The following is a 21,747-nucleotide window of genomic DNA, read 5'->3' as shown; positions in this document are numbered from 1 at the left end:
CCCGTCCACCCGGACCGCGGGTTCGGCCGCGCGGTCAGACGAGACCCTCCTGCGTGAGCATCTCGACCGTCGTCCGGACCGACGACAGCTGGGCCAGGTCGATGTCCGGGCCACCGAGGCGGTCCAGCGGCGGCACGGCCTTCGGCGCGCCGGCGCCCGCGACGAGCGGGTACTCCGCAGTCTTCTCCGCGAAGTACTTCTGGGCCTGCGGCGACACCAGGAACTTCACGAACTCGGCCGCCTCCGGGGATTGCGCCGCACCCTTCAGGATGCCCGCCCCGGTCACGTTGACCAGCGCGCTCACCGAGCCGGGGTCGCCGAACTTCAGCTGTGCGCGCAGCGTCGTCGGGTCGGTCTCCGACCGGGCCCAGTAGTAGTGGTTGATCAGGCCGAGACCCGCGGTGCCCGCGTTGACGGCCTCGAGGATCGCGGTGTTGTTGCGGTGGATCTGCGGCTCGTTGGCCTTCAGCCCCTGCACCCAGGCCCGGGCGGCCTCCTCGCCCGCGGTCACGCGCAGTGCGGTGACGTGGGCCTGGAACGAGGCGTTGGTCGGTGCGATCGCGATCTTGCCCTTCCACTGCGGCTGGACCAGCTCGGTGATGTCGCCGGGCACCTGGTCGGCCGCGTACGTCCGGCTGTCGTAGGCGATGACGCGGGCCCGGCCGGTGAGACCGACCCACGACCCGTCCTTCGACGTGTAGTTGGCGGGGACGGCCGAGGTCACGTCGGCCGGGAGCGTGGTGAGGTGGCCGGCGGCGGCGACCGCTCCGAGGGCACCCGACTCCTGGGAGAGGAACACCTGCGCCGGCGTGCGGTCACCCTCCTCGAGCAGCTGGGCCGCGAGCTCGGTGGTCGACCCGTACCGGGTCTCGACCTTGATCCCCGACGTCTGTTCGAACTGCTTGATCAGCTCTCCGACGAGTGCCTCCTCACGACCCGAGTAGACGACGAGCGTCCGGTCGCCGGAGGCCGCGGTGGTCGCGGGGGCGGCGGGTGTCGAGCCGCCGCCGCAGGCCGAGAGGGCCAGAGCCGCGGTGAGCGCGCCGGCCAGGAGGGCCAGCCGTCGCCGTGGTGTGGACATCGCAGGTGCACCTGTTTCTTCGGACGAGGGGTGGGGAGGAATTAGGTGAGGCTAAACTTCCGGTATGTCCGAGTCGTCCCCCCAAAATTCGGGGGTGCACACGCCCAACGGCCACGCTCGCGGCACCGCGCGCCGCCGGTCGGTCTTCGTGCTCGACGACCATCGGGTCTTCACCGACATGCTGTCGTTGACCCTCGGCATGCAGCCCGACCTGCGCTGCGTCGCGGTCGCCCACTCGCTCGCCGACGCGGCCCGCGTCACGGAGACCACCGAGTTCGACGTCGCCATCGTCGACCTGCAGCTGCCCGACGGCGACGGCCTCTGCCTGCTGCCCCGGCTGCGCACACTGCGACCGCACGTGCGCACCGTCGTCCTGACCGCGCACCCCCGGCCCGACGCCGCCGCGCGGGCGTTCGCCGAGGGCGCCGTGGCCTTCCTGCCCAAGGACGGCGCGCTGAGCGAGATCCTCGGCGCCGTCCGGGGCGGCGCCCGCGAGGTCACCGACGACCCGGCTCCCGCGCCCAACCTCACCGGCCGCGAACACGACGTGCTGCGCGCACTCGCCCGCGGCCTCGACGCCCACCGCATCGCGGGCGACCTCGGCATCTCCCTCTACACCACCCGCGACCACATCAAGATGCTGCTGGCCAAGCTGGGGGCGCACACCCAGCTCGAGGCCGTCGTCACCGCGCACCGGCTCGGCGTCGTCGAGCTCGACGGTCCCCGCTGACGTGCGGCCGGTCGTCCGCCGGGCACTCGTCCGGCACGCCGTCCTCACCGCGGTCGTCGCGGCCGTCCTGTCGGCGATCACCGTCGGCGGGCTCTGGCTGTTCGCCAACGGCGAGGCCCACCGCACCGCCCGGGACGTCGCCGGCCGCGTCGCGACCGCCGTCGGGGTCGCCCTCTCCGCGCACCACTACGACCCCGTCCACCCGACCTCCCGCGACGAGATCCTCCGCGGCCTCGCCCCGTTCGTGGACTCGGGAATGCTCGCGCGGGTCAAGATCTGGCGGGTCGTCGGCGACCAGGTGCAGGTCGTGGTGTCCGACGAGCCACGCATCGAGGGCGAACGCCGCCGCTTCGACGCCGATCTCGCCCGCCGGCTCGACGCGGGCGAGATCGTCGTGCTGCGGGTCCCCGACGATCCCGAGCACCGCTACGAGCGGGCCGAGGACCGCGCCCTGCTGGAGGCGTTCGTCGGCTTCCGCGACGCGTGGGGCGTGCCCATGCGACTCGAGGTCTACGTGCCGGTCGACACCGCCGCGACCGTCCGCAGCGCGATGGCGCACCTGTTGCCGCTCGTGATCGGGAGCCTGCTCGTCCTCGCCGCCGCGACCGTCCCGATCACGCTGTCGCTGGCCCGCCGCGTGGAACGCGACCAGCGGGATCGGCAGGCCGTGCTGCACTACGGCCTCGCCGCCTCCGAACGCGAGCGCCGCGAGCTCGCCCAGGTCCTGCACGACGGTGTCGTCCAGGACCTCGCCGGCACCGGGCTGCTGCTCGACGCGCTGCTGCTCGACGAGACCGACGGCGGGCGCCGCGAGCTGCTCGGCCGCGCCCACGGGCTCGTGGAACGCGACGTCGGACTGCTGCGCGGCCTGCTCACCGAGCTCGCGCCCGGAGGACTGGGCATCCCCGACATCCGGACGTCGCTGCAGGAGCTCGCCGCCGAGCACGAGCGCGGCGCGGCCGGAACGCCGCTGGAGACGACCGTCGACGTCGCCGACGAGCCCGACGCGCAGGTCGTCGCCCTCCTGCACCGGATCGGCCGGGAGCTGCTGCGCAACGCCGTCCGCCACGGCGCGCCCGGCGTCGTGCGGGTCGCCGTCGACACGCCCGGGCCGGGGCGGGTGCGGATGACCGTCACCGACGACGGGCGCGGGTTCGACCCGACCGCGCCCCCGGGGGACGGGCACGTCGGCCTGCGACTGGTGGCGCTGGCCGTCGAGGAGCGCGGCGGGACCCTCGACGTGCGCAGCGCGCCCGGCGACGGGACGGTCGTCGAGGTGACGCTGCCCGCCCGGCTGCCGGAGCTGCTCCCGTCACCCCTCGGATCCCCGGAGCGCTGACCGGGCAGACTGTCGTCCGTGCCTGCCCCCGAGAACTCCGCCGCCGATGCGCTCCGGGTCGCCCGGGACGCGGCGGCCGCGATGGAGCACGCCGACGTCGCAGCCCGGGAGGCCGGGGTCCGGCTGGTCGACGTCGGCCCGGGCCGGGCCGTCACGGCGTTGACCGTGACCGAGAAGCACCTCAACGGGCACGGCATCTGCCACGGCGGATACGTGTTCCTGCTGGCCGACGCGGCGTTCGCGTACGCGTGCAACAGCTTCGGGGTGTCCACGGTCGCCGCGGGCGCCGACGTCGCCTTCCTGCGGCCGGCCGCGAGCGGCGACGAGATGGTCGCCGAGGCGTGGCACCGCGCCGGGTCGGGACGGTCGGGCATCTACGACGTCACCGTCCGCGTCGGCGACACTGTGATCGCCGAGTTCCGTGGCCGGAGCCGGACGGTTCCCGGCCTGGCCGCGCCGCCCCCCGCGCCGGCCTGACCTCCGTCAGCCCGCGGTCGGCGGGTCGAGCAACGGGTCGGCGCCGGGCGGCAGGAACGCCGGGCGCTCGTCGGGGCGCGGGTCGTCGTAGTAGCGGTGGAACACCTTGGTCTGCCCGCCCGAGAGCGGCGGCACGATCCACGTCCAGTCGGCCGGGCAGGACCGGCCGGCCTTCTCCTCCTTCTCGACGTGGGTGAGGAAGCGCTCGGACTCCGTGTGGTGGTCGGCCATCGTGACCCCGGCCGCGTCGAACGAGTGCTGCACCGCCCGGGTCAGCTCGACGAGGGCGCGGTCGCGCCACAGCGTCCGCACCGAGCTCGTGTCCAGGCCCATCCGCCGCGCGACCGCCGGGAGCAGGTCGTAGCGGTCGTCGTCGGCGAGGTTGCGGGCACCGATCTCCGTGTTGAGGTACCAGCCGTTGAACGGTGCGGCCGGGTAGCGAACGCCGCCGACGACGAGGGGCATGTTGCTGATCGCCGGTACCGCGTGCCAGCGCAGCCGCAGGTCGGCGAACCACGCGAGGTCTGGGTGGGTCAGCGGGACCTCGAGGACGGCGTCCTCCGGCAGGTCGAACAGCTGCGGGCGACCGTCGGGACCCGACACGAGCAGGGGCAGCACGTCGAACCGGCCGCGGGGCTCGGGACGCCGCCAGCCGAGACGTTCGACGAGGTCGGTGAAGTCGGCCAGCCGGGGGTCGCCGCGCACGATGCCGTCGGGGAGCCGGTGCCCGGCATAGCGGATGAGCTGCTCGTTGTGGATGCGGGGCCCGGGGCGCTCGGGCACGTCAGGGGCGAACACCGTGATCGTCGACCGGATGCGGCCGCCGCGCGTGGCCTCGCGCAGGTGCTCGATGCACTCGGCCGCGACGTCCGACGGTGCCGTGAGGTGCCTGCGGTCGCGGACGTGCAACGTCTTCCAGTACAGCCGCCCGATGCACCGGGCCGAGTTCCGCCACGCGACCTGCGCGCCGAACGCCAGCTCCCGGCTGGTGTGCCGGTAGGTCCCGGTGCTCGCGATCTCCTCGAGGACGGCCTCGCGCCTGCGCTCGTACCGCTCGCCCGCGGCGTCGGGCTGCTCGGTGTGGAACTGCTCCAGGAACTCGAGCGCCTCGTCCGGGTCGACGGGCCTGGGGCCGGTATCGGGCGTGCCCGCGTCGGGGCGGCCCCGACCGGTCATCGGGCAGTGCTGCTGCGGGACGAGGACGGCGTCGGTCTCCGGGGGGCCGTCCGACGATCGCTGACCACCGACCGCTGCGGTCAAGGATCGCCTCCGGGGAGTCACTCGATGGGTACAGGCTGCTACCTGAGTCTTTCTACTATGTGACTCTCGGTATGTCAGCCTTCGCCCATCAGTGATGCTTTTCGTACATCAGGTCCGATACTTCGCGACCTTCCGTGATCGCTCGCTGCTCGAACTTCGAGACCGGCCGCCAATCGGGCCGCGGCACGAAGCCGTTCGGACCGGCCTCGGGTGCGCGCTGCAGACGCCGTTCGGCGTCGGCGACATCGCGCATCTGGACGGCGTAGTCCGCCCAGTCGGTCGCCATGTGCAGGATCGCCCCAGGCCGCAGGCGGGACGCGGCCAAACCGACGAAACCGGGCTGTACCAGGCGACGCTTCCGGTGCCGGCGCTTCGGCCACGGGTCGGGGAAGAAGATGCGGATGCCGTCCAGCGAATCCACCGGGATGCAGGCGTCCAGCAGGGCGACGGCGTCACCCCGCAGCAGGAGCAGGTTCGTCAGGTCGGACGACTCGACGCGCAGCAGGAGCTGTGCCAGGCCGGGCTCGAAGACCTCGACGGCCATGTGGTCGACGTCCGGCGCCGCGGCGGCGAGCGCCGCCGTCGACTCGCCCATCCCCGACCCGATCTCGAGCACCAGCGGTGCCGTGCGGCCGAACCAGGCGGGCGGGTCGTAGGGCTCGCGACCCTCGACGAGATCGGCGACGTCGCGGCCGTGCCGGTGCCACAACCGGTCCCACGCCGACTGCTGGCCCTCGGTGAGCCGGTTGCGCTGGTGGACGAAGCTCGGGATCCGGTCCGTCCGCGGCGCCGGCGCCGTCTCGGCTCCCACGGTCATCGTCTCCTTGCTCCCCCTGCTGGTCATCGTGACCGGCCGATTGTCCCCGACGCCGCCGTCGCCGCCGACGGGCCCCGTCGCCGTGGCGGCGCCACGACCGTGACCGAGCCGTGACCTTCGAAGCGTGGTACTACGCATCCGCGGCGCCCCGATGATCGCCATTCTCTGCGGTGTGTCCGATTCGCAGGTGTCAGACGACAGGCTGACCGCCGTCGCCGCCGAGCTCGGAAGGCTCGGCCGGCGACTCGACGATCTCGGCGTCGAACTGCTGGCGCTGCGTAGCTCGTCGCCGGGTCCCGCACCGGGCGGGGGGTCCGGAGCAGGACCCGGCGACGTTCTCACGGGCCCGTCCGGCGTCGGTGCCGCACCGGCGCCCGACCGGTCCGGCCCGCCCGCGTGGCCCGCGCCCCCGACCCGCCCCGGCCCGCCGGGGGTCGCGGGGACGCCGGCCACCGCGGGGACGCCGGGGGTCGCGGGGACGCCGGGGGCCGCTGCGGCGCCGCCCTGGGTGGCCCGCGGACCCGTCGCGCCCCAGGGGCCGTGGCCGGGCCGTCCGCCGCGGGCGGCTGCGTCGCCCGCGGTGTTCGCGGGGACCGGTGCGCCCTGGACCCGGCCGGGACCGGCGGTGCCCACCGGCCCACCCGCGCCGCAGCGGCCCGGTTGGTGGGCGTCGCTCTCGGGAGCGCGGTTGCTCGCGTGGACCGGCGGCGGGGTCACGCTGCTCGGTCTCGTCATGCTCCTGGTGCTCGCCGCCTCGCGGGGCTGGTTCTCCCCCGTCGCCAGGCTCGTCGCCGGCGCCGTTCTGGGACTCGCGCTGCTCGGGCTCGCGGTGTGGCTGCACCGCAAGGAGTCCGCCCGGGCCGGAGCGGTCGCCGTCGCCGGGACCGGGGTGGCGGCGCTGTACCTGGTCGTCGCCTCGGGGACCGCGCAGTACCACTACCTGCCGGCCGCCGTCGGCCTCGTGCTGGGGCTGGTCGTCGCCGCGGGCGGGCTCGGGCTCGCCGACCACTGGCGCAGCGCGGCGCTCGCGATCGGCGCGGTGGTCGGCGCGGGGCTGCTGATGCCCGTCGTCACCGAGGGCTGGGGGCCGCTGCTGGCCGCGCTCACCGTCGTGCTGGAGATCGTCGCCGGGATCGTCGCGCTGCGCCGGGGATGGCCGTGGCTGCTCGTCGTCGGTGCCGCGTGGGCCGTCCTGTACGCGTCGCTGGCCGCAGGCGTGGCCGGGTCCGCCGAGCTGTGGCCGGCCGGTGGCGCGGCGGGGGCGGTGCTCGTCGTCGGGTGCGCTCTCGCCCTGTACGCGCTGGTCACGAGTTCGACGAACGCTCCGGCGTACGGCGTGCTCGCCTCCGCCGCGGTGCCGGTGCTGATCATGGGCGGCCGGCTCGACGGCTGGCGCGGTGCCGCCGTCGCCGGTGGCGCCGCGGTCGTGATGCTCGGTGTCGCGCTCGTCCCCCGTCTCGACCGCCCGGTGCGGATCGTCGCGCTGACGGTCGGTGCGGTGGCGCTGCTCGAGGCCACCGGACTGCTGTTCTCCGGGGATGTCGCCGTCGCCGTCATCGTCGGGGAGGGCATCGGGTTCGCGGTGGCCGCGGCGCTGCTGCGCAGCCGGCCCACCCTGCTGTTCGCGGCCGGCTTCGGCGTCATGGGCGTCCTCGGCGCGCTGGCCCTGCCGCTGCCGCCGGGTGTCCTCGCCGGGTACCCCGCGTGGCCCTTCACCCGTGGCGGTCTGCTGCAGACCGGCCCGCTGGTCACGGGCCTGATCGTCGCGGTGCTGACCGTCGGCCTGGCTGTTGCGATGCTGGTCGCGCTGGCGCGCACGGGCCTGCTCGGGTCGGGCGACGGCCGGGCGGCCATGTGGGTCGTCACCGGGCTGGTCGGGCTGTACGGGCTGACCGGGTTCGTCGTCGGCCTCGCGCTCCTCGTCTCGCCCGACCGGGGCGGGTTCGTCGCCGGGCACGCCGTCGTGACGGTGCTGTGGACGGTGCTCGCGCTGGTGCTGCTGGCGCGGGGCATCCGGAACACCCCGCTGCGCGTCGCGGGCCTCGTCCTGGTGGCCGCCGCGGTCGCGAAGCTGATCCTCTTCGACCTCGTCTCCCTCGACGGCCTCGCCCGCGTCGGGGCGTTCCTCGGTGCCGGGCTGGTGCTGCTGTTCGCCGGGGTGCGGTACGCGCGGCTCGTCTCCGAGGCCGAGACGGCGACCGGTCCGGCGACGCCGCCCACGGGGGTGGCCGCTCCGGCCGGGGGCCCGGAGCAGGCGGCGGGCGACGACGGGCGTGGCACCTGGGGACCGCCCGACGCCCGGACCTGATCGGATTCGCAGGCGCGAACCCGGTACGCGACGGGGTCCGGGCGCACGGGGCCGGATGCCACGGTGGGCACATGCCCGACCGGTATGCCGACGCGGTGCGCATGGCGCGCGCGGAACTGCGCGCCCGTCGCCTGGCCCTGCCCGGTCACGCCGCGGAGGTCCGCGCGGCGTGCAGCCTGGCGCGGGTCGCGGCGGCGGCCCGCTCGGCCACGGCGGTGGCGGCCCTGTCGGCCGAGCTGTTCGGCTACCTCGACCGCGCGGGCCGGGCCGACCGTGCGCTGCTGCCGCGGCACGCGGCGGCGGCCGCCGAACGGATCGTCGCCGACGTGCTCGACCGGGCCGGCCAGGGGCTGGTGCCCGAGCTGCGGCGGATCGCCTCGGCGCGGGGGCTGCCGACCTCGGCCGGCGAGGGCTGGGTGCCCGGTCCGGTGCACATCCTGATCCCGCCCGCCCCGCCGCCGCCGGGCCTCTGGCAGACGGCGGCGACGGGCGGCGCCCTGTGGCGCACCGCGCTGCTGCCGCTCGCCGGGCTGCCCGTGGTGGGGCTCCCGGCGGTGGCCGGGGGCGCGGGATCTCCCGCGGTCTGGGCGGGTGCGGCGGCCGGCGTGGTGACGCTGGTCGCCGCGGTCCTGGGGCGTCGCGGCGCTGCCGACCGCGAACGCTGGCGACGGTGGGTCCCGGGCGTCACGGCGTCGCTGCGGGCGGCCCTCGAGTCGGCTCTGCTGACGGCGCTGCTGCACACCGAGCGGCAGGTCGTCGCCGCGCTGGACCCCGCCGTCGTCCGCCGGGCCGGGGAGATCGACGCGCAGCTGCGTGGGTTGACGGGCCCGCCGGGGGAACGGGCGGCCCCCGCGAGAGAGGAGCAGCACACGTGACCGACCCTGCTGCCGTTCCCGACCCTGCTGCCGTGCGGGATCCCGCTGCCGTCGACGATCTCGACGCACCGGATGCGCACACCCTCCCGGGCCTGCCCGTCGCCGGTGGTGCCGACACCGACGCCGACGGCCGCGCCGACACCGTGGCGGTGCTCGACGGACCCGACCTGCTGCTGCACACCGACCTCGACGGCGACGGGCTCGTCGACGAGGTCCTGCGGCTGGGCGCCGGGGTCCTGCCCGGTCTCGCGGACGCGCCCGACGAGGGCGGGTACGGCGGCGGCGGGGACGGCGACGGCTGGTGGTCCTGGCTGCCCTGGTTCTCGGGTGGGGACGGCTCGTTCCGGTAGTCGATCTCGCCGTCGGTGCCCGTCGGTAGGTTGCGGGGGTGGCACCAGATCCGAGGATCGACCCGGCGTTCCGGGAGCTCCCGCTCGACGCGCTGGCCGACGCGGCGCTGCAGCGCGCCCGTGAGCTCGGCGCCGGACACGCCGACGTGCGGGTCGAGCGGGCCGTCTCGCAGTCGATCGCCTTGCGCGACGGCGCCGTCACCGGGGTGTCCGACTCGACGTCGGTCGGCCTCGCGGTGCGCGTCGTCGTCGACGGTGTGTGGGGCTTCGCGTCGCACGTGGAGCTGACGGCGGAGCGGGCGGCGGCGACGGCCGAGCAGGCGGTGGCCGTGGCGCGGACGTTGGCCCCGGTGGCGCGCGAGCGGGTCGAGCGGGCCGACGAGCCGGTGTACCCCGCGGCCGAGTGGGTGTCGTCGTACGCGACGGACCCGTTCGCGGTGCCGACGCGGGAGAAGGTAGAGCTGCTCGCCGAATGGTCGCAGCGGCTGCTGGCGGCCGACGGGGTCGACCACGTGCAGGCGTCGGTCGGGCAGGTGCGGGAGACCAAGTTCTACGCCGACCTCGCGGGCACCCGGACGCTCCAGCAGCGGGTCCGGGTCGAGCCGGCCGTCACGGCGACGACGGTCGACCGGGCAGCGGGCGGCTTCGAGACGATGAGCTCGCTCGCCCCGCCCGCGGGCCGCGGCTGGGAGTACCTCACGGGCCAGGGGTGGGACTGGGACGGCGAGCTCGCCGCGATCCCCGAGCTGCTCGCGGAGAAGACCAAGGCGCCGACGGTGCAGGCCGGCCCGACCGACCTGGTGATCGACCCCACGAACCTGTGGCTGACCATCCACGAGTCGATCGGCCACGCCACGGAGTACGACAGGGCGATCGGCTACGAGGCCGCCTACGCCGGCACCAGCTTCGCCACCCCCGACAAGCTCGGCACCCTGCGCTACGGCTCACCGGTCATGCACGTCACCGGCGACCGCACCGTCGAGCACGGGCTGGCGACGGTCGGGTTCGACGACGACGGCGTCGCCACGGGCGAGTGGGACCTGGTGCGCGACGGGGTGCTCGTCGGGTACCAGCTCGACCGGACGTTCGCGCCGCGGCTGGGGCTGCAGCGGTCCAACGGCTGCGCCTACGCCGACTCCCCGCACCACGTGCCGATCCAGCGGATGGCCAACGTGTCCCTGCAGCCCGACCCGGACCGCGACACGACCACCGAGGACCTGATCGGGCGGGTCGACCGGGGCATCTACGTCGTCGGCGACAAGTCCTGGTCGATCGACATGCAGCGCTACAACTTCCAGTTCACCGGGCAGCGCTTCTACCGGATCGAGGGCGGCCGGCTCGCCGGCCAGCTGCGCGACGTCGCCTACCAGGCCACGACGACCGACTTCTGGGGGTCGATGGAGGCGGTCGGCGGCCCGTCGAGCTGGCGCCTCGGCGGCACGATGAGCTGCGGCAAGGCCCAGCCGGGCCAGGTCGCGCCGGTCAGCCACGGCTGCCCGTCCGCGCTGTTCCGCGGGGTCAACGTCCTGAACACGCAGGAGGAGGGCCGATGACCACGCTGTCGACCGCGCTCGCGCCGCAGGAGATCGTCGAGCGGGTGCTCGGGGCAGGCCACGGCGGCGCCGACCTCGCGGGCCGTGTCGTCGTGGTGTCGGAGACGAGCGAGGCCGCCGTGCGCTGGGCGAACTCGACGATGACCACGAACGGTCTCGGTACCTCCCGGCGGACGACGGTGATCTCGCTCCTGCGGGTCGACGGCGGCACGGCGGCGGGCGTCGTCAGCTCCGCGGTGTCGATCACCGACCCGGCGCAACTGGCCGACCTGGTCGCGGCGAGTGAGCAGGCCGCGCGCGAGGCCGGCCCGGCGGACGACGCCGCGGAGCTGCCCGCCGAGATCGTCGACGACCCGGCCTGGTCCGACGCCGCGGCGGCGACGTCGATCGGCGTCTTCGGCAACCTCGCGACCGGCCTGGCCGAGGTGCTGGGCGGGGACCTGCGGCAGTACGGCTTCGCCAGCCACTCGCTCACCACGGTCTGGCTCGGCACGTCGACGGGTGTGCGGCGACGCTGGGTGCAGCCGACGGGATCGGTGGAGCTCAACGTCAAGACACCCGACCTGGAGCGCTCGGCGTGGACGGCGACGGGGTCGCAGGACTTCACCGACGTCGACGTCGTCGCGCTCGCGGCCGACGCGGCGCGACGGCTGGAGTGGGGCGACCGGAAGGTGACGCTGCCACCGGGCCGCTACGAGACGCTGCTGCCGCCGTCGGCCGTCGCCGACCTGATGATCTACCTCTTCTGGTCGATGGAGGGCCGGGCGGCGCAGGAGGGGCACAGCGCGCTCTCGGGTCCCGACGGGGTGCGCGTGGGCGAGCGGCTCACCGACCTCCCGCTCACGCTGACCAGCGATCCCGCCGCCCGCGGCCTGGAGTACGAGCCGTTCGTGGTGGCGACGAGCTCGGGCGGCGGCACGAGCGTCTTCGACAACGGCGCACCGACCCGGGCGGTCGACTGGGTGCGCGACGGGGTCGTCAACGAGCTGGTGTACTCCCGTGCCGAGGCCGCCGAGTTCGGCACGGCGTTCACCCCCGCGGGCGACAACCTGCTCCTGCGGGGTGGCCCGTCGGGCACGGCCTCGTCGATCGACGAGATGGTCGCCGGCACCGAGCGGGCCCTGTTGCTCACCTGCCTCTGGTACATCCGCGCCGTCGACCCGACGACGCTGCTGCTCACCGGCCTCACCCGCGACGGCGTGTACCTCGTGGAGAACGGCGAGGTGGTCGCGGAGGTCGACCACAACTTCCGGTTCAACCACTCCCCGCTCGACGTGCTGCGCGGCACCACGGAGGTCGGGGCCACGGTGCCGACGATCGGCCGGGAGTGGAAGGACTGGTTCACCCGCTCGGCGATGCCCCCGCTGCGCGTGCCGGACTTCAACATGTCGTCGGTGTCGCTGGGCCGTTGACGTGCAGGCGTGACGGCGCTGTCCCCGCTCACGGGCCGACGGGGAGCCACGACGACAGGTGTCGGCGCCGAGCGGTCGCGGGCCGCCCGGCGCCCGCGGCGGCCGTCACGGGTCGGCGCAGTGCGGCCACCGTCCGGCGCGCCTGTGTCCGCTGTCCGGCGTCATGCCTCACCCTGGACCCGCACGATGCACGCCGTCCTGGTACCCCGCCGATGCCGCCGCGGTCCCGTGAGCCGAGGGAGTTTCCGCCTGTGTCGTACGACGTGGTCAGCGCCTACACGCTGGTGATCGGTGACGACTCCGGCGAACCGGCGGTGAGCGTCCACGGATCGGCGGCCGAGGCCTGGCGGGAGCTCGACCGGGAGGTCCGCAGGCGTTCCCGGATGCGCCCGCGCCCGCGCCGGGTGGTCGACGAGGAGTCCGCGACGCGGCTGGCGTCGGCATGGCGGGCGGCCGATCCGGACACCCGGTTCTGGAACGTCACGGCCCACCGGCTGCCCATCCTGCTGCCGGTCATCGCGCGCGAGGCCGGGGCGGTGGCCGCGCGCGCCCGTTGAAGAGCGCTCAGCCCGCGGGCGGGACGGGCTCGCCGCCGCCGGTCGTGGGCATCGTCGTGGATCGCGCCTTCTGCTCGGCGATCCGGACCTGAACGTTCTCGGACGTGATCGCGGCGCGCCGGCGCTCGCGGACCTTGAGCAGCACGAGCATCGACACCCCGTAGGCGACGCCGACGACGACGAGCACGATGCCGAACTTCGTGACCATCGTCTGCACGACGCCCTCCACGGGGACGTCGACCGTCGAGATGATCGCGAGCACGCCCAGCGTGAGCAGATGGAACAGCACCGTGAGCAGCACGTTCAGCGAACGTGCGGTCTCGTTGCTCTGGAAGACCTCTTCGAGGAAGGGCTCCCCGGACAGGAACAGCACTCGCCCCACGGCGACGGTGAGCGCCACCGCGACCACGAGGAACACCAGATACTGGGCGGTGGTCACGATGGGCCTCCTGCACTCGGTGTCGTCACGACGGCACGCCTCGACAAGACCTACCCCGTCGGCATGTTCATCATGCAGGCCGAGGCCGGGCATTCCGACGCGGTTCGTCACATCCGGTGCTGTTCCCGTCGCGGTGCGTCCGGCCGGTGGTCCGCCGCACCGCCGGATGCGCCGCCGGACGTGTCGTCGGATCGGGCGGCCCGATCCGCGATCCCGGCGGCCAGCCGCGCGCTGCCCTCACCGATGGTGAGCTCCCGCAGCGGGAGGCCGTCCTCGAGCCGCATCATGACGCGGTCGAGGACGTCGATGTAGGCCTCGCCGGAGCGGTCGGCGAGGGCCTGCGCGGCCAGCCGGGCACCTGCGACGACACCTGCGAAGAGCAGGACGTCGAGGTCGTCGTGCGGCCGGCCGTAGGTGTCGGCGACCTGGTCGGCGATGGCGGTGACGGTCAGCCCGCTGCGCTCGCGTGCGGCGGCCTGCAGCTCGGGGGCGCTGCGCACCAGTGCCATCCGCACCTCCTCGAGCTCGCGCTTCTCGGGTGGCAGCCGCCGGAACGCGGTGGTGACGCCGGTGCGCAGGGCCGTCAGCAACGGGGTGTCGGGGGGCAGCTCGGCGAACGCCTCGGCCATGAGCGGGTCGACGTCGTCGAACAGGACGACGTCCTCCTTGGTCGCGAAGTACCGGAAGAACGTGCTGCGCGAGACGTCGGCGGCGGCGGCGATCTCGTCGACGGTCGTCTCGGCGAAGCCCTGTTCGCGGAACAGCCGCAGCGCGTGCCGCTGCAGTTCCGCCCGGGTACGGGCCTTCTTCCGTTCGCGCAGTCCGGGGTTCGGGGGTCTCACGTCCCGCAGTATGTCCGGTCCTGCGACTCAGGGCTGAATAATACTCAGTATTTTATGAGACTCAGTTCCATAATAGTGGTAGCGTCGGGCGCATGGACATCGACGCTCTCGTGGTGGGGGCAGGCCCGACTGGCCTGACACTGGGATGCGAGCTTGCGCGCCGCGGCGTGCGGGTCCGGGTGGTCGACGCGGCCGCCGGGCCCTTCACCGGGTCACGCGGCAAGGGGTTGCAGCCGCGGACGCTGGAGGTGCTCGACCTGCTCGGGGTCGGGCGGCGGCTGCTGGGCCTCGGCCGGTTCCGGCTGCCCATGCGGGTGCCCGACGGCGCGGGCGGGTTCGAGGTCAGGGACCTGCACCCGGATGCGGCTCCGACACCGTCGAGCCCGTACGCACGGCCGCTGATCATCCCGCAGTTCCGGGTCGAGGAGACGCTGCGCGACGCGCTGGCCGGCCACGGCGTCCAGGTGGAGTTCGGTCGCCGGCTGACCGGTCTGGCCCAGGGCGACGGGTCCGCGACGGCGATGTTCGACGACGGCGCCCGGATCGCGGCGCGCTGGGTCGTCGGCTGTGACGGCGGGTCCAGCACGGTCCGCCACCTCGGTGGGTTCACCTTCCTCGGGCAGACCGACGAGACCATCCGGATGCTGATCGCCGACGTCCGCGTCGAGGGCGTCGACCGCGACCACTGGCACGCGTGGGGAGGCGCCGAGGGCGCGTTCATCGCGCTGTGCCCGCTGGCCTCGACCGACCGGTTCCAGTTCCAGGCCTCGACGGCTGCCGACGACGACCGCGAGCCGACCCGCGAGGTGGTGCAGGAACTGCTCGACCGCGCGACCGGGGGCCAGGTGCAGGTCGTCGACGTCGGCTGGTCGTCGCGCTGGCGGCTCAACGAGCGGATGGTCGACCGTTACCGCGCGGGGAGGGTGCTGCTCGCGGGCGACGCGGCGCACGTGCACTCGCCCGCGGGTGGCCAGGGCATGAACACCGGCATTCAGGACGCGGCGAACCTCGGGTGGAAGCTCGCCGCCGTCGTCGCGGGCGCCGATCCGGCGCTGCTCGACACCTACGAGGCCGAGCGGCTGCCCGTCGCGGCCGAGGTGCTGGGCCTGTCGGCGCGCCTCACCCGGCGGACGCTGCTCGACCGCGGCGAGGACGGCACACGCGCCCTCCAGCTGGGACTCACCTATCGCGGCGGCCCGCTGGCACCCGACGGGGGCGCGACGGCGGCCGGCCCACGGCCCGGCGACCGTGCCCCGGACGCGACCGAGCTGCTGTGCGGTGAGCCCGGGGCGCGACCGGTCCGGCTGTTCGACCTGCTCAGGGGCTCGACGTGGACCGTGCTGGGCTTCGGCGCGATGCCGCCGGAGGTCGGGATCGGCGTGCGCCGGGTCGGGATCGCGGGCCCGGGTGGCGCGGCCGGGGTCGTCGACACCCAGGGGCACGCCCACGATGCGTACCGGCCCGTCGACGGCGAGCTCGTCCTGGTGCGCCCCGACGGTCACATCGGCCTGCGGACGACCGACCCCGACGCGGTCCGCGCCTACCTCTCGGCCGTGCTCCCGCCCGACGAGGCACTGACGAGCGCGCGCAGCACCGCGACGAGGTCCTCGACGTCGCCGACCCCCGTGATCGGCGCCCCGGTGAGCGTCCTGAGGTAGAGGCCGTCGCCGACGAGCTGGACGAGCCAGGCGAGCATGGGGTCGGGGACCTCGGAGCGCAGCGCGGCCAGCCCGTCGGCGTCGACGGCGGCGATGGCGTCGCGCGCGGCGAGGCCGGTGGGGCTGGCGTCGGCGATGCGCAGTGCGGCGAGGTAGGTGCGGGTCAGTCCGACGGGTGAGGCCCGGCCCGGCACCGAGGTGCGCAGGTAGTAGGCGACGACGCCATCGGGGTCGGCCCGCATCGCGTCGGCGTCGGCGGCGCTGCGGGCGCGCAGGCGTTCGAGCAGCCCGGCGGCGAGTGCGTCCTTCGACGCGAAGTGGTAGAGCAGCCCACCCTTGGAGACGTCGGCGGCCGCGGCGACGGCGTCGAGCGTCGTGCTGCCCGGGCCTGCCTCGATGAGCAGCGTCTCGTAGGCGTCGAGAACGCGATCACGGGCGCCGGCCACCGCGCGAGTCTAGGGGGGCGCCACGGGGTTCTCCGGTCGACCGGGCGCCGGGCGGGTCGGCCGTCCGGCGGGCCGGGCGCCGCGGCGGTCCGGCCGGGCCGGGTACCGGTTGCGTCGGGGACCGGTGGCGCGTCGCACATCTGGCCGATGGCGGGAACAACCTGCGAAACTGTACCGTCTGGACGGTATAGAGACCCGGAACTTGCACCACCGCACGAGGACCCCCGAATGACCGTCACGCTCCCGCGCGCCCACGCGCGTCCGATCCCCGCGCGCGCGGGCGCCCGGCAGTGGCTCGCACTCGCCGTGCTGTTCCTGCCGACGCTGCTCGTCGCCGTCGACAACACCGTGCTGAGCTTCGCGCTGCCCGCGATCACCACCGCGCTCGTGCCGAGCGCGACGACCTTGCTGTGGATGGTCGACGCGTACCCGCTCGTGCTGGCCGGGCTGCTGGTCACGATGGGCACCGTCGGCGACCGCATCGGTGTGCGGCGGCTGCTGGTCGTCGGCGTCAGCGGGTTCGGGATCGTGTCGCTCGCCGCGTCCTTCGCGACCGACGCCGCGCACCTCGTCGCGGCCCGCGCGCTGCTGGGGTTCTTCGGCGCCATGCTGATGCCGAGCACGCTCGCGTTGATCCGCTCGCTGTTCACCGACCGCGACGAGCGCCGGCTGGCCCTGGCGATCTGGGCGACCGGTTTCGCCGCGGGCGCCGCACTGGGCCCGCTGGTCGGCGGCGTGCTGCTCGCGCACTTCTGGTGGGGATCGGTCTTCCTGGTCAACGTGCCGGTGACGGTGCTGATCGCCGTGCTCGCCGTCGTGATGCTGCCCGAGGCGCGGCATCCGCTGGCCGGTCGGCTCGACCTGGTGGGCGTCGCACTGTCGCTGCTCGCGGTCGCGCCGATCGTGCTGGCGGTCAAGCTCGTGGGGTCCGGCGGGTCGCTGCCGCTCGCCGTGGCGGCGCTGGCCGTCGGTGTCGGCGCGGCCGCGGGCTTCGTCCGGCGCGCGCGCAGGCTGACGGCCGCGGGGCGCGACCCGGTGCTGGACGTCCGGCTGCTGCGCTCACCGGTGCTGCGCGTCGCGATGCTCGCCAACCTCACGACGATGGCGGCCCTGACCGGCCTGCTCTTCTTCTCCGCGCAGTACCTGCAACTGGTGCTGGGACTCGACCCGATGCGCAGCGGCCTGCTGCTGCTCCCCGGGTTCGTCGCGACGGTCGTCGCCGGCCTGGGCGCGGCCGCGCTCGCCCGCCGCTTCCCCATCAGGACGCTCGTGCCGGCGGGCCTCGCGACCGCCGGGGCCGGGTACGCGCTGTGCGTCCTGCTCGGCACGGGCACGACGGGCGGCCTGCTCGTCGCGGCGGGCGTGCTCGTCGGGTCCGGGATCGGGCTGACCGAGACGCTGACCAACGACGTCGTCCTCACCGCCGCACCCGTCGAGCGGGCGGGATCGGCCTCGGCCATGTCGGAGACGGCCTACGAGCTGGGCGCGGTGCTCGGCACGGCCGTCCTCGGCAGCGTGCTCACCGCCGTCTACCGCGGACGTGTCGACGCGCCCGCGGGCCCTGCGCGCGAGACCCTCGGCGGTGCCGTCGACGTCGCGACGGTCACCGGTGACCCCGCCCTGCTCGACTCGGCCCGTGGTGCGTTCACGCTGGCCGTCGACGTCACCGCGGGCGTCGGCGCCGGCTGGCTCGTCGCGGTCGCCGTCACGGCCTGGGTGGTCCTGCACCGCTCACGACCCCGTGGTCCGGTCTCCTTCCGCGGGGCTCAGCTCAGCCGACGAGCAGCCCGACGCCGAGCGCCAGCATCGTGACGGCGACGGCGCCGTCGAGCACCCGCCAGGCCCGCGGGGACCGCAGCCACCGGCCGGCGAGCCGGGCACCGAAGGCGAGCGTGGTGAACCAGGTGATGCTGGCGACGACCGCGCCGACCGCGAACCACCAGCGGTCCGTCCCGTGTGCGCTGCCGACGGTCCCGAGCAGCAGCACGTCCAGGTAGACGTGCGGGTTGAGCCAGGTCAGCGCGAGGCAGGTGGCCAGCACCGGCACGATCGGCCGGGCACGGACGACGGTCCCCGGCGAGCCTCCCGCCGTCCCGCCGGTCGGACCGGTGCCGGTCGGGCCCGGGCCGGCGCCGGGGTCGACGACCAGTGCCGCTCCCGACGGCCGCCAGGCCCTGCGTGCGGCGAGCAGCCCGTAGCCGACGAGGAACGCCGCGCCCGCCCACCGCACCACCGTGACCAGCCACGGCGCCGCGGCCAGCACCGCCCCGACGCCCGCGACCGCCGCGGTGATCAGGACGGCGTCGCTGCCCATGCACACGAGCGCGACGGCGGCCACGTGCTCGCGACGGACGCCCTGGCGCAGCACGAAGGCGTTCTGCGCGCCGATGGCGACGATGAGGGACAGGCCGAGTCCGAGGCCGGAGAGCAGGGCGGGCACGGACGCCGACGCTAGGAGCGGGAGCAGCCGCAATCTAGCTCAGGATTCTTCAGTGCCATTAGCGTAGCTTCACATGAGGCTGGCGCACGAGCTCGTGGAGACGGTCGCGACGATCGTCGACGAGGGAACGTTCGAGGCGGCGGCGCAGCGGCTGCACCTCACGCCGTCGGCGGTGAGCCAGCGTGTCCGGCGGCTGGAGGACCAGCTCGGACGGATCCTGCTGGTCCGCTCGAAGCCGGTGCGGCCCACCGAGGCCGGCGCGGCCGTCGTGCGGCTCGCGCGGCAGACCGCGCTGCTGGAGCACGAGGCGCTGAGCGGGCTCGGCAGCGCGGAGCCCGACGACGCCGCACCCGTCCGGCTCGCCCTCGCCGTCAACGCCGACTCCCTCGGCACCTGGTTCCTCGCGCCCCTGGGTCGCGTCGCGCGCCGGCACGCCGTCGTCTTCGAGTTGCACCGCGACGACCAGGACTTCACCGCAGGCCTGCTCGCCGACGGCACCGTCACCGCGGCCGTCACCGCGCAGGGGACGCCGGTCGCGGGGTGCGCGGTGACCCCGCTCGGCGTCATGCGCTACGACGCCGTCGCCACCCCCGAGTTCGCGGCCCGGTGGTTCCCCGAGGGGCCGACCGCCGACGCGCTCGCGCGGGCGCCGCTGGTCGACTACGACCGGCGCGACGACCTGCAGACTCGCTGGCTGCGCGCCCGGGGTGCCGACCCGGCCGCGCCGCCGCGCAACCTCGTGCCCGCGACGAGCGACTTCGCGGCCGCGGTCCGGATGGGCCTGGGATGGGGGCTGCTGATGCCGCCGCAGTCGCGCGGTGCGCTCGCGTCGGGAGCGCTGGTGAGCCTGGGCGGCCCGCCGGTCACCGTGCCGCTGTTCTGGCAACGTTGGCGGTTGCGTTCCCCGCTGCTCGACGCCGTCGCGGACGAGGTCGTCGCCGAGGCCCGCGCGGTGCTCGACCCTGTCCGGGCCGGACCACGACCGCCACGGCGCGCCGGCCGCGCGGCGCCCGGCGCGCCACCGGCGTCGGGTGGGTCGTGAGCGCGGACCGGACAGCACCGTCGACACGGCGCGGCCCGGGTTCGACGCGACCCGCAGCGGCCGGCCGGCGGCACCGGCCGGCGGCACCGGTCCAGCGGCACCGGCCCGGCCGCGGCGCCGACAGGCTCAGGTGGCGCCCATATCGCGCAACAGCCTCTGCGCCAGGGCGCGCACCTCGTCGCGCAGCGCGTCGGGCGCGACGACGGTCAGGCCCACGCCCAGGCCCGCGAGCATCCGGGCGGCACCGTCGAGGTGCTCGACGCGCCCCCGGAACTGCGACCCCGACGGGTGCGCGGCGAGCGTGCCGGCGGTGCGCGGCACCAGCTGCCGGGCCCGGTCGAGCGGCACGTGCAGGACCACCTCGACCTCGTGGGCCCAGCCGACCGCCGCGATCCCGGTGACGACCTGCTCGGCGGCGTCGAACCCTGCCGGCGCCGGCGTGCCGGGCCCGACCGCCTCGACCTGCAGCACCCGGTCGACGCGGAAGGTGCGGACGGCGTCGCGCGCATGGTCGTGCCCGCTGACGTACCACCGGCCGGCGTGGAACGTCAGGCCCCACGGGTCGAGCTCCCGCTGGGTGGCGTCCCCGCGCCACGACCGATACGCGATGCGGACCCGTTCGACGTCTCGGGCCGCGGTGCCGAGCGCGAGCAGGACGGCCGCGTCGGGGGCCGCGCCGTCGTAGGCGGTGGCGGTGAACCCGAGCACCTCGGCGACGGCGTCGACCCTGTCGCGCAGGGTCTCGGGCAGGACCCGGCCGATCTTCGCCCGCGCGCTCGCGACGGCGGGCGCCGCGGCGTGCAGGCCCGTGCGCTCCGCGGCGAGCAACCCGAGCACGACGGCGACCGCCTCGTCGCCCGACAGCATCAGCGGCGGCAGCCGGTAGCCGGGCAGCAGCCGGTAGCCGCCGTACCGGCCCCGGCTCGCGACGACGGGCACCCCGAGCTCCTCGAGGGTCCGCACGTGCCGCCGGACGGTTCGCGCGTCGACGTCCAGGCGTTGGGCCAGTTCGGGTCCGGTGATCCCGGGCCGGGCCTGCAGGAGTTCCAGCAGGGCGAGCACCCGGCTCGCCGACGAGGTCATGGCGACATTCTGCCGTGAATCAGGACCGGTTCGGCCCGCATCACGTCGTACCGTCGCAGACATGACGACATATGTGCTGGTCCCGGGGTTCTGGTTGGGCGCGTGGGCGTGGGACGGGGTGGCCGCCGAGCTGCGGGCCGCGGGTCACGAGGTGCGGGCGTTGACGCCGCTGGGTGTCGCCGAGCGCGCGACGACGGCCGAGGTCAGCGCGGCCGACCAGGTCGCCGATGTCGTTGCGACGATCCGCCGCGAGGCGGAGCCGGTCGTGCTCGTCGGGCACAGCGGGGCCGGCCCTGTGGTCGTCGCCGCGGCGGAGGAGGCGCGCGAGCAGGTGGCCGGGCTCGTCCTCGTCGACACGGGTCCGATGCCGGAGGGCGTGGCGCACATCGACTTCCACCCGCCGGAGATGCAGACGTGGATCCGCGAGCGCATCGCCGCCCACGGCGGCTGGTACCCGATGCCCACACCCGAGGAGCTGCGCACGTCCGGTGCGAGCCTCGACGGCCTCGACACCGACACCCTGGAGACGCTGGTCCGGCGCGCGGCGCCGGAACCGGCCGGTGTCGTCCTCGGCCCGGTGCGACGCGGTGTCAACGACCCGTCGCTGCCCAAGATCCTCGTGGCGTCCAGCTTTCCGGGACAACAGGTCCGCGAGCTCGCTGCCGCGGGCGTGCCGGCCTTCGCCCAGCTCGCGGACCCGGAGTGGGACATCCGGGACCTTCCGACCGGCCACTGGCCGATGTTGTCGGAACCGCACGAGCTGGCCGTCGTCCTCGCCGACGTCGCGCCTGGTCGGCCGCTGTCACGTCTTCGTGAGGCCCCGGGGTCGGGCGTGTAAACCCGCCCCGGTACCGGCCGCTCCTGCCTGTGCGCTTGCTCTCTGAATCGATTACCTGATCGGTCTTGTGAGCCGGTCTACAGCTCTCACCCAGGGATACAACAGCGTTTTCCGGGTAGCCTCCATTGTCATCTTCCTTTGCCGCGCGTGGCTCTGACGGGTCACGCGGGCGACGGCATTCCCAGGGTCGGCGGCACCCG

At 74.8% G+C, this 21,747-nt stretch carries 21 protein-coding genes; 13 read left to right on the top strand and 8 right to left on the bottom strand.

Going from position 1 to position 21,747, the window contains the following annotated elements:
- Positions 1-34: 34 nt before the first annotated feature.
- A complete protein-coding gene (locus PSED_RS33310) occupies positions 35-1,081 on the bottom strand; it encodes an iron ABC transporter substrate-binding protein (RefSeq protein ID WP_013678610.1) in 1,047 nt (348 codons plus the stop codon).
- A 94-nt stretch (positions 1,082-1,175) separates the two neighbouring features.
- Here PSED_RS33310 and PSED_RS33305 point away from each other — a divergent pair, with 94 nt between their 5' ends.
- Genes PSED_RS33305 through paaI form a run of 3 tightly spaced genes read left to right on the top strand, consistent with a single transcriptional unit; the run spans position 1,176 to position 3,627 of the window.
- A complete protein-coding gene (locus PSED_RS33305) occupies positions 1,176-1,811 on the top strand; it encodes a response regulator transcription factor (protein WP_049803569.1) in 636 nt (211 codons plus the stop codon).
- Between the two features lies 1 nt (position 1,812).
- Positions 1,813-3,150: a sensor histidine kinase gene (locus tag PSED_RS33300; protein ID WP_013678608.1), complete on the top strand. Its 1,338-nt coding sequence runs from the start codon at positions 1,813-1,815 to the stop codon at positions 3,148-3,150.
- 18 nt (positions 3,151-3,168) lie between these two features.
- Positions 3,169-3,627, top strand: coding sequence for a hydroxyphenylacetyl-CoA thioesterase PaaI (paaI, locus tag PSED_RS33295; protein WP_013678607.1), 459 nt, complete (start codon positions 3,169-3,171; stop codon positions 3,625-3,627).
- A gap of 6 nt (positions 3,628-3,633) precedes the next feature.
- Here paaI and PSED_RS33290 read toward each other — a convergent pair whose 3' ends face one another.
- On the bottom strand, positions 3,634-4,887 hold the full coding sequence (locus tag PSED_RS33290; protein WP_013678606.1) for a nitric oxide synthase oxygenase: 1,254 nt from the start codon (positions 4,885-4,887) through the stop codon (positions 3,634-3,636).
- 88 nt (positions 4,888-4,975) lie between these two features.
- Positions 4,976-5,704 carry a tRNA (guanosine(46)-N7)-methyltransferase TrmB gene (gene trmB / locus PSED_RS33285; RefSeq protein WP_041760209.1) on the bottom strand — a complete coding sequence of 243 codons (729 nt, stop codon included), beginning with the start codon at positions 5,702-5,704 and terminating at the stop codon, positions 4,976-4,978.
- 187 nt (positions 5,705-5,891) lie between these two features.
- On the opposite strand from trmB, the gene PSED_RS33280 reads away from it, so the two are divergent.
- From PSED_RS33280 to PSED_RS33255, 6 genes are all read left to right on the top strand, one after another.
- Positions 5,892-8,012 carry a DUF2339 domain-containing protein gene (locus PSED_RS33280; RefSeq protein WP_158511356.1) on the top strand — a complete coding sequence of 707 codons (2,121 nt, stop codon included), beginning with the start codon at positions 5,892-5,894 and terminating at the stop codon, positions 8,010-8,012.
- 71 nt (positions 8,013-8,083) lie between these two features.
- Positions 8,084-8,887: a hypothetical protein gene (locus PSED_RS33275; RefSeq protein WP_013678603.1), complete on the top strand. Its 804-nt coding sequence runs from the start codon at positions 8,084-8,086 to the stop codon at positions 8,885-8,887.
- A complete protein-coding gene (locus tag PSED_RS33270) occupies positions 8,884-9,237 on the top strand; it encodes a hypothetical protein (RefSeq protein WP_013678602.1) in 354 nt (117 codons plus the stop codon). The genes PSED_RS33275 and PSED_RS33270 overlap by 4 nt, the downstream gene beginning before the upstream one ends.
- A gap of 38 nt (positions 9,238-9,275) precedes the next feature.
- Positions 9,276-10,790: a TldD/PmbA family protein gene (locus PSED_RS33265; RefSeq protein ID WP_013678601.1), complete on the top strand. Its 1,515-nt coding sequence runs from the start codon at positions 9,276-9,278 to the stop codon at positions 10,788-10,790.
- Positions 10,787-12,202, top strand: a complete 1,416-nt coding sequence (locus tag PSED_RS33260; RefSeq protein WP_013678600.1) for a metallopeptidase TldD-related protein — start codon at positions 10,787-10,789, stop codon at positions 12,200-12,202. Before PSED_RS33265 ends, PSED_RS33260 begins: the two co-directional genes overlap by 4 nt.
- A gap of 251 nt (positions 12,203-12,453) precedes the next feature.
- Positions 12,454-12,759 carry a hypothetical protein gene (locus PSED_RS33255; RefSeq protein ID WP_013678599.1) on the top strand — a complete coding sequence of 102 codons (306 nt, stop codon included), beginning with the start codon at positions 12,454-12,456 and terminating at the stop codon, positions 12,757-12,759.
- 7 nt (positions 12,760-12,766) lie between these two features.
- Here the strand turns inward: PSED_RS33255 and PSED_RS33250 are convergent, their stop codons facing one another.
- Both PSED_RS33250 and PSED_RS33245 read right to left on the bottom strand, forming a co-directional pair.
- Positions 12,767-13,198, bottom strand: a complete 432-nt coding sequence (locus PSED_RS33250; RefSeq protein ID WP_013678598.1) for a hypothetical protein — start codon at positions 13,196-13,198, stop codon at positions 12,767-12,769.
- A 107-nt stretch (positions 13,199-13,305) separates the two neighbouring features.
- Positions 13,306-14,040 (bottom strand): acyl-CoA-like ligand-binding transcription factor, encoded by a 735-nt coding sequence (locus PSED_RS33245; RefSeq protein WP_013678597.1) that lies wholly within the window; start codon positions 14,038-14,040, stop codon positions 13,306-13,308.
- A gap of 92 nt (positions 14,041-14,132) precedes the next feature.
- On the opposite strand from PSED_RS33245, the gene PSED_RS33240 reads away from it, so the two are divergent.
- Positions 14,133-15,698: an FAD-dependent monooxygenase gene (locus PSED_RS33240; RefSeq protein ID WP_013678596.1), complete on the top strand. Its 1,566-nt coding sequence runs from the start codon at positions 14,133-14,135 to the stop codon at positions 15,696-15,698.
- Here the strand turns inward: PSED_RS33240 and PSED_RS33235 are convergent.
- Positions 15,581-16,144 (bottom strand): TetR/AcrR family transcriptional regulator, encoded by a 564-nt coding sequence (locus PSED_RS33235; protein WP_013678595.1) that lies wholly within the window; start codon positions 16,142-16,144, stop codon positions 15,581-15,583. The two genes, PSED_RS33240 and PSED_RS33235, sit on opposite strands and share 118 nt — an antisense overlap.
- Positions 16,145-16,372: 228 nt before the next feature.
- Here PSED_RS33235 and PSED_RS33230 point away from each other — a divergent pair, with 228 nt between their 5' ends.
- Entirely contained in the window at positions 16,373-17,956 is a 1,584-nt protein-coding gene (locus tag PSED_RS33230; protein ID WP_013678594.1) for an MFS transporter, read from the top strand.
- Here PSED_RS33230 and PSED_RS33225 read toward each other — a convergent pair.
- Positions 17,916-18,584 (bottom strand): LysE/ArgO family amino acid transporter, encoded by a 669-nt coding sequence (locus tag PSED_RS33225; protein WP_013678593.1) that lies wholly within the window; start codon positions 18,582-18,584, stop codon positions 17,916-17,918. The genes PSED_RS33230 and PSED_RS33225 overlap by 41 nt on opposite strands.
- Before the next feature lie 73 nt (positions 18,585-18,657).
- On the opposite strand from PSED_RS33225, the gene PSED_RS33220 reads away from it, so the two are divergent.
- Positions 18,658-19,626, top strand: coding sequence for a LysR family transcriptional regulator ArgP (locus tag PSED_RS33220; protein ID WP_013678592.1), 969 nt, complete (start codon positions 18,658-18,660; stop codon positions 19,624-19,626).
- A gap of 126 nt (positions 19,627-19,752) precedes the next feature.
- Here the strand turns inward: PSED_RS33220 and PSED_RS33215 are convergent, their stop codons facing one another.
- The gene (locus PSED_RS33215) at positions 19,753-20,709 is read right to left on the bottom strand and encodes a helix-turn-helix transcriptional regulator (RefSeq protein WP_013678591.1); all 957 of its coding nucleotides are present in this window, start codon (positions 20,707-20,709) and stop codon (positions 19,753-19,755) included.
- A 61-nt stretch (positions 20,710-20,770) separates the two neighbouring features.
- Here PSED_RS33215 and PSED_RS33210 point away from each other — a divergent pair, with 61 nt between their 5' ends.
- Positions 20,771-21,547 (top strand): alpha/beta fold hydrolase, encoded by a 777-nt coding sequence (locus PSED_RS33210; RefSeq protein WP_013678590.1) that lies wholly within the window; start codon positions 20,771-20,773, stop codon positions 21,545-21,547.
- The last annotated feature ends 200 nt before the right edge of the window (positions 21,548-21,747 follow it).

This window comes from Pseudonocardia benzenivorans CB1190 (genome assembly GCF_000196675.2).
Classification (GTDB): Bacteria; Actinomycetota; Actinomycetes; order Mycobacteriales; family Pseudonocardiaceae; genus Pseudonocardia; species Pseudonocardia benzenivorans.
This window is presented reverse-complemented; position numbering and strand designations above follow the sequence as displayed.

Bases quoted from the DNA above. Each gene is read 5' to 3' on its own strand.
- PSED_RS33310 (WP_013678610.1), bottom strand. From the start codon at position 1,081: ATGTCCACACCACGGCGACGGCTGGCCCTCCTGGCCGGCGCGCTCACC.
- trmB (WP_041760209.1), bottom strand. From the start codon at position 5,704: ATGACCGTGGGAGCCGAGACGGCGCCGGCGCCGCGGACGGACCGGATC.
- PSED_RS33275 (WP_013678603.1), top strand. From the start codon at position 8,084: ATGCCCGACCGGTATGCCGACGCGGTGCGCATGGCGCGCGCGGAACTG.
- PSED_RS33260 (WP_013678600.1), top strand. From the start codon at position 10,787: ATGACCACGCTGTCGACCGCGCTCGCGCCGCAGGAGATCGTCGAGCGG.
- PSED_RS33240 (WP_013678596.1), top strand. From the start codon at position 14,133: ATGGACATCGACGCTCTCGTGGTGGGGGCAGGCCCGACTGGCCTGACA.
- PSED_RS33230 (WP_013678594.1), top strand. From the start codon at position 16,373: ATGACCGTCACGCTCCCGCGCGCCCACGCGCGTCCGATCCCCGCGCGC.
- PSED_RS33220 (WP_013678592.1), top strand. From the start codon at position 18,658: ATGAGGCTGGCGCACGAGCTCGTGGAGACGGTCGCGACGATCGTCGAC.
- PSED_RS33215 (WP_013678591.1), bottom strand. From the start codon at position 20,709: ATGACCTCGTCGGCGAGCCGGGTGCTCGCCCTGCTGGAACTCCTGCAG.
- PSED_RS33210 (WP_013678590.1), top strand. From the start codon at position 20,771: ATGACGACATATGTGCTGGTCCCGGGGTTCTGGTTGGGCGCGTGGGCG.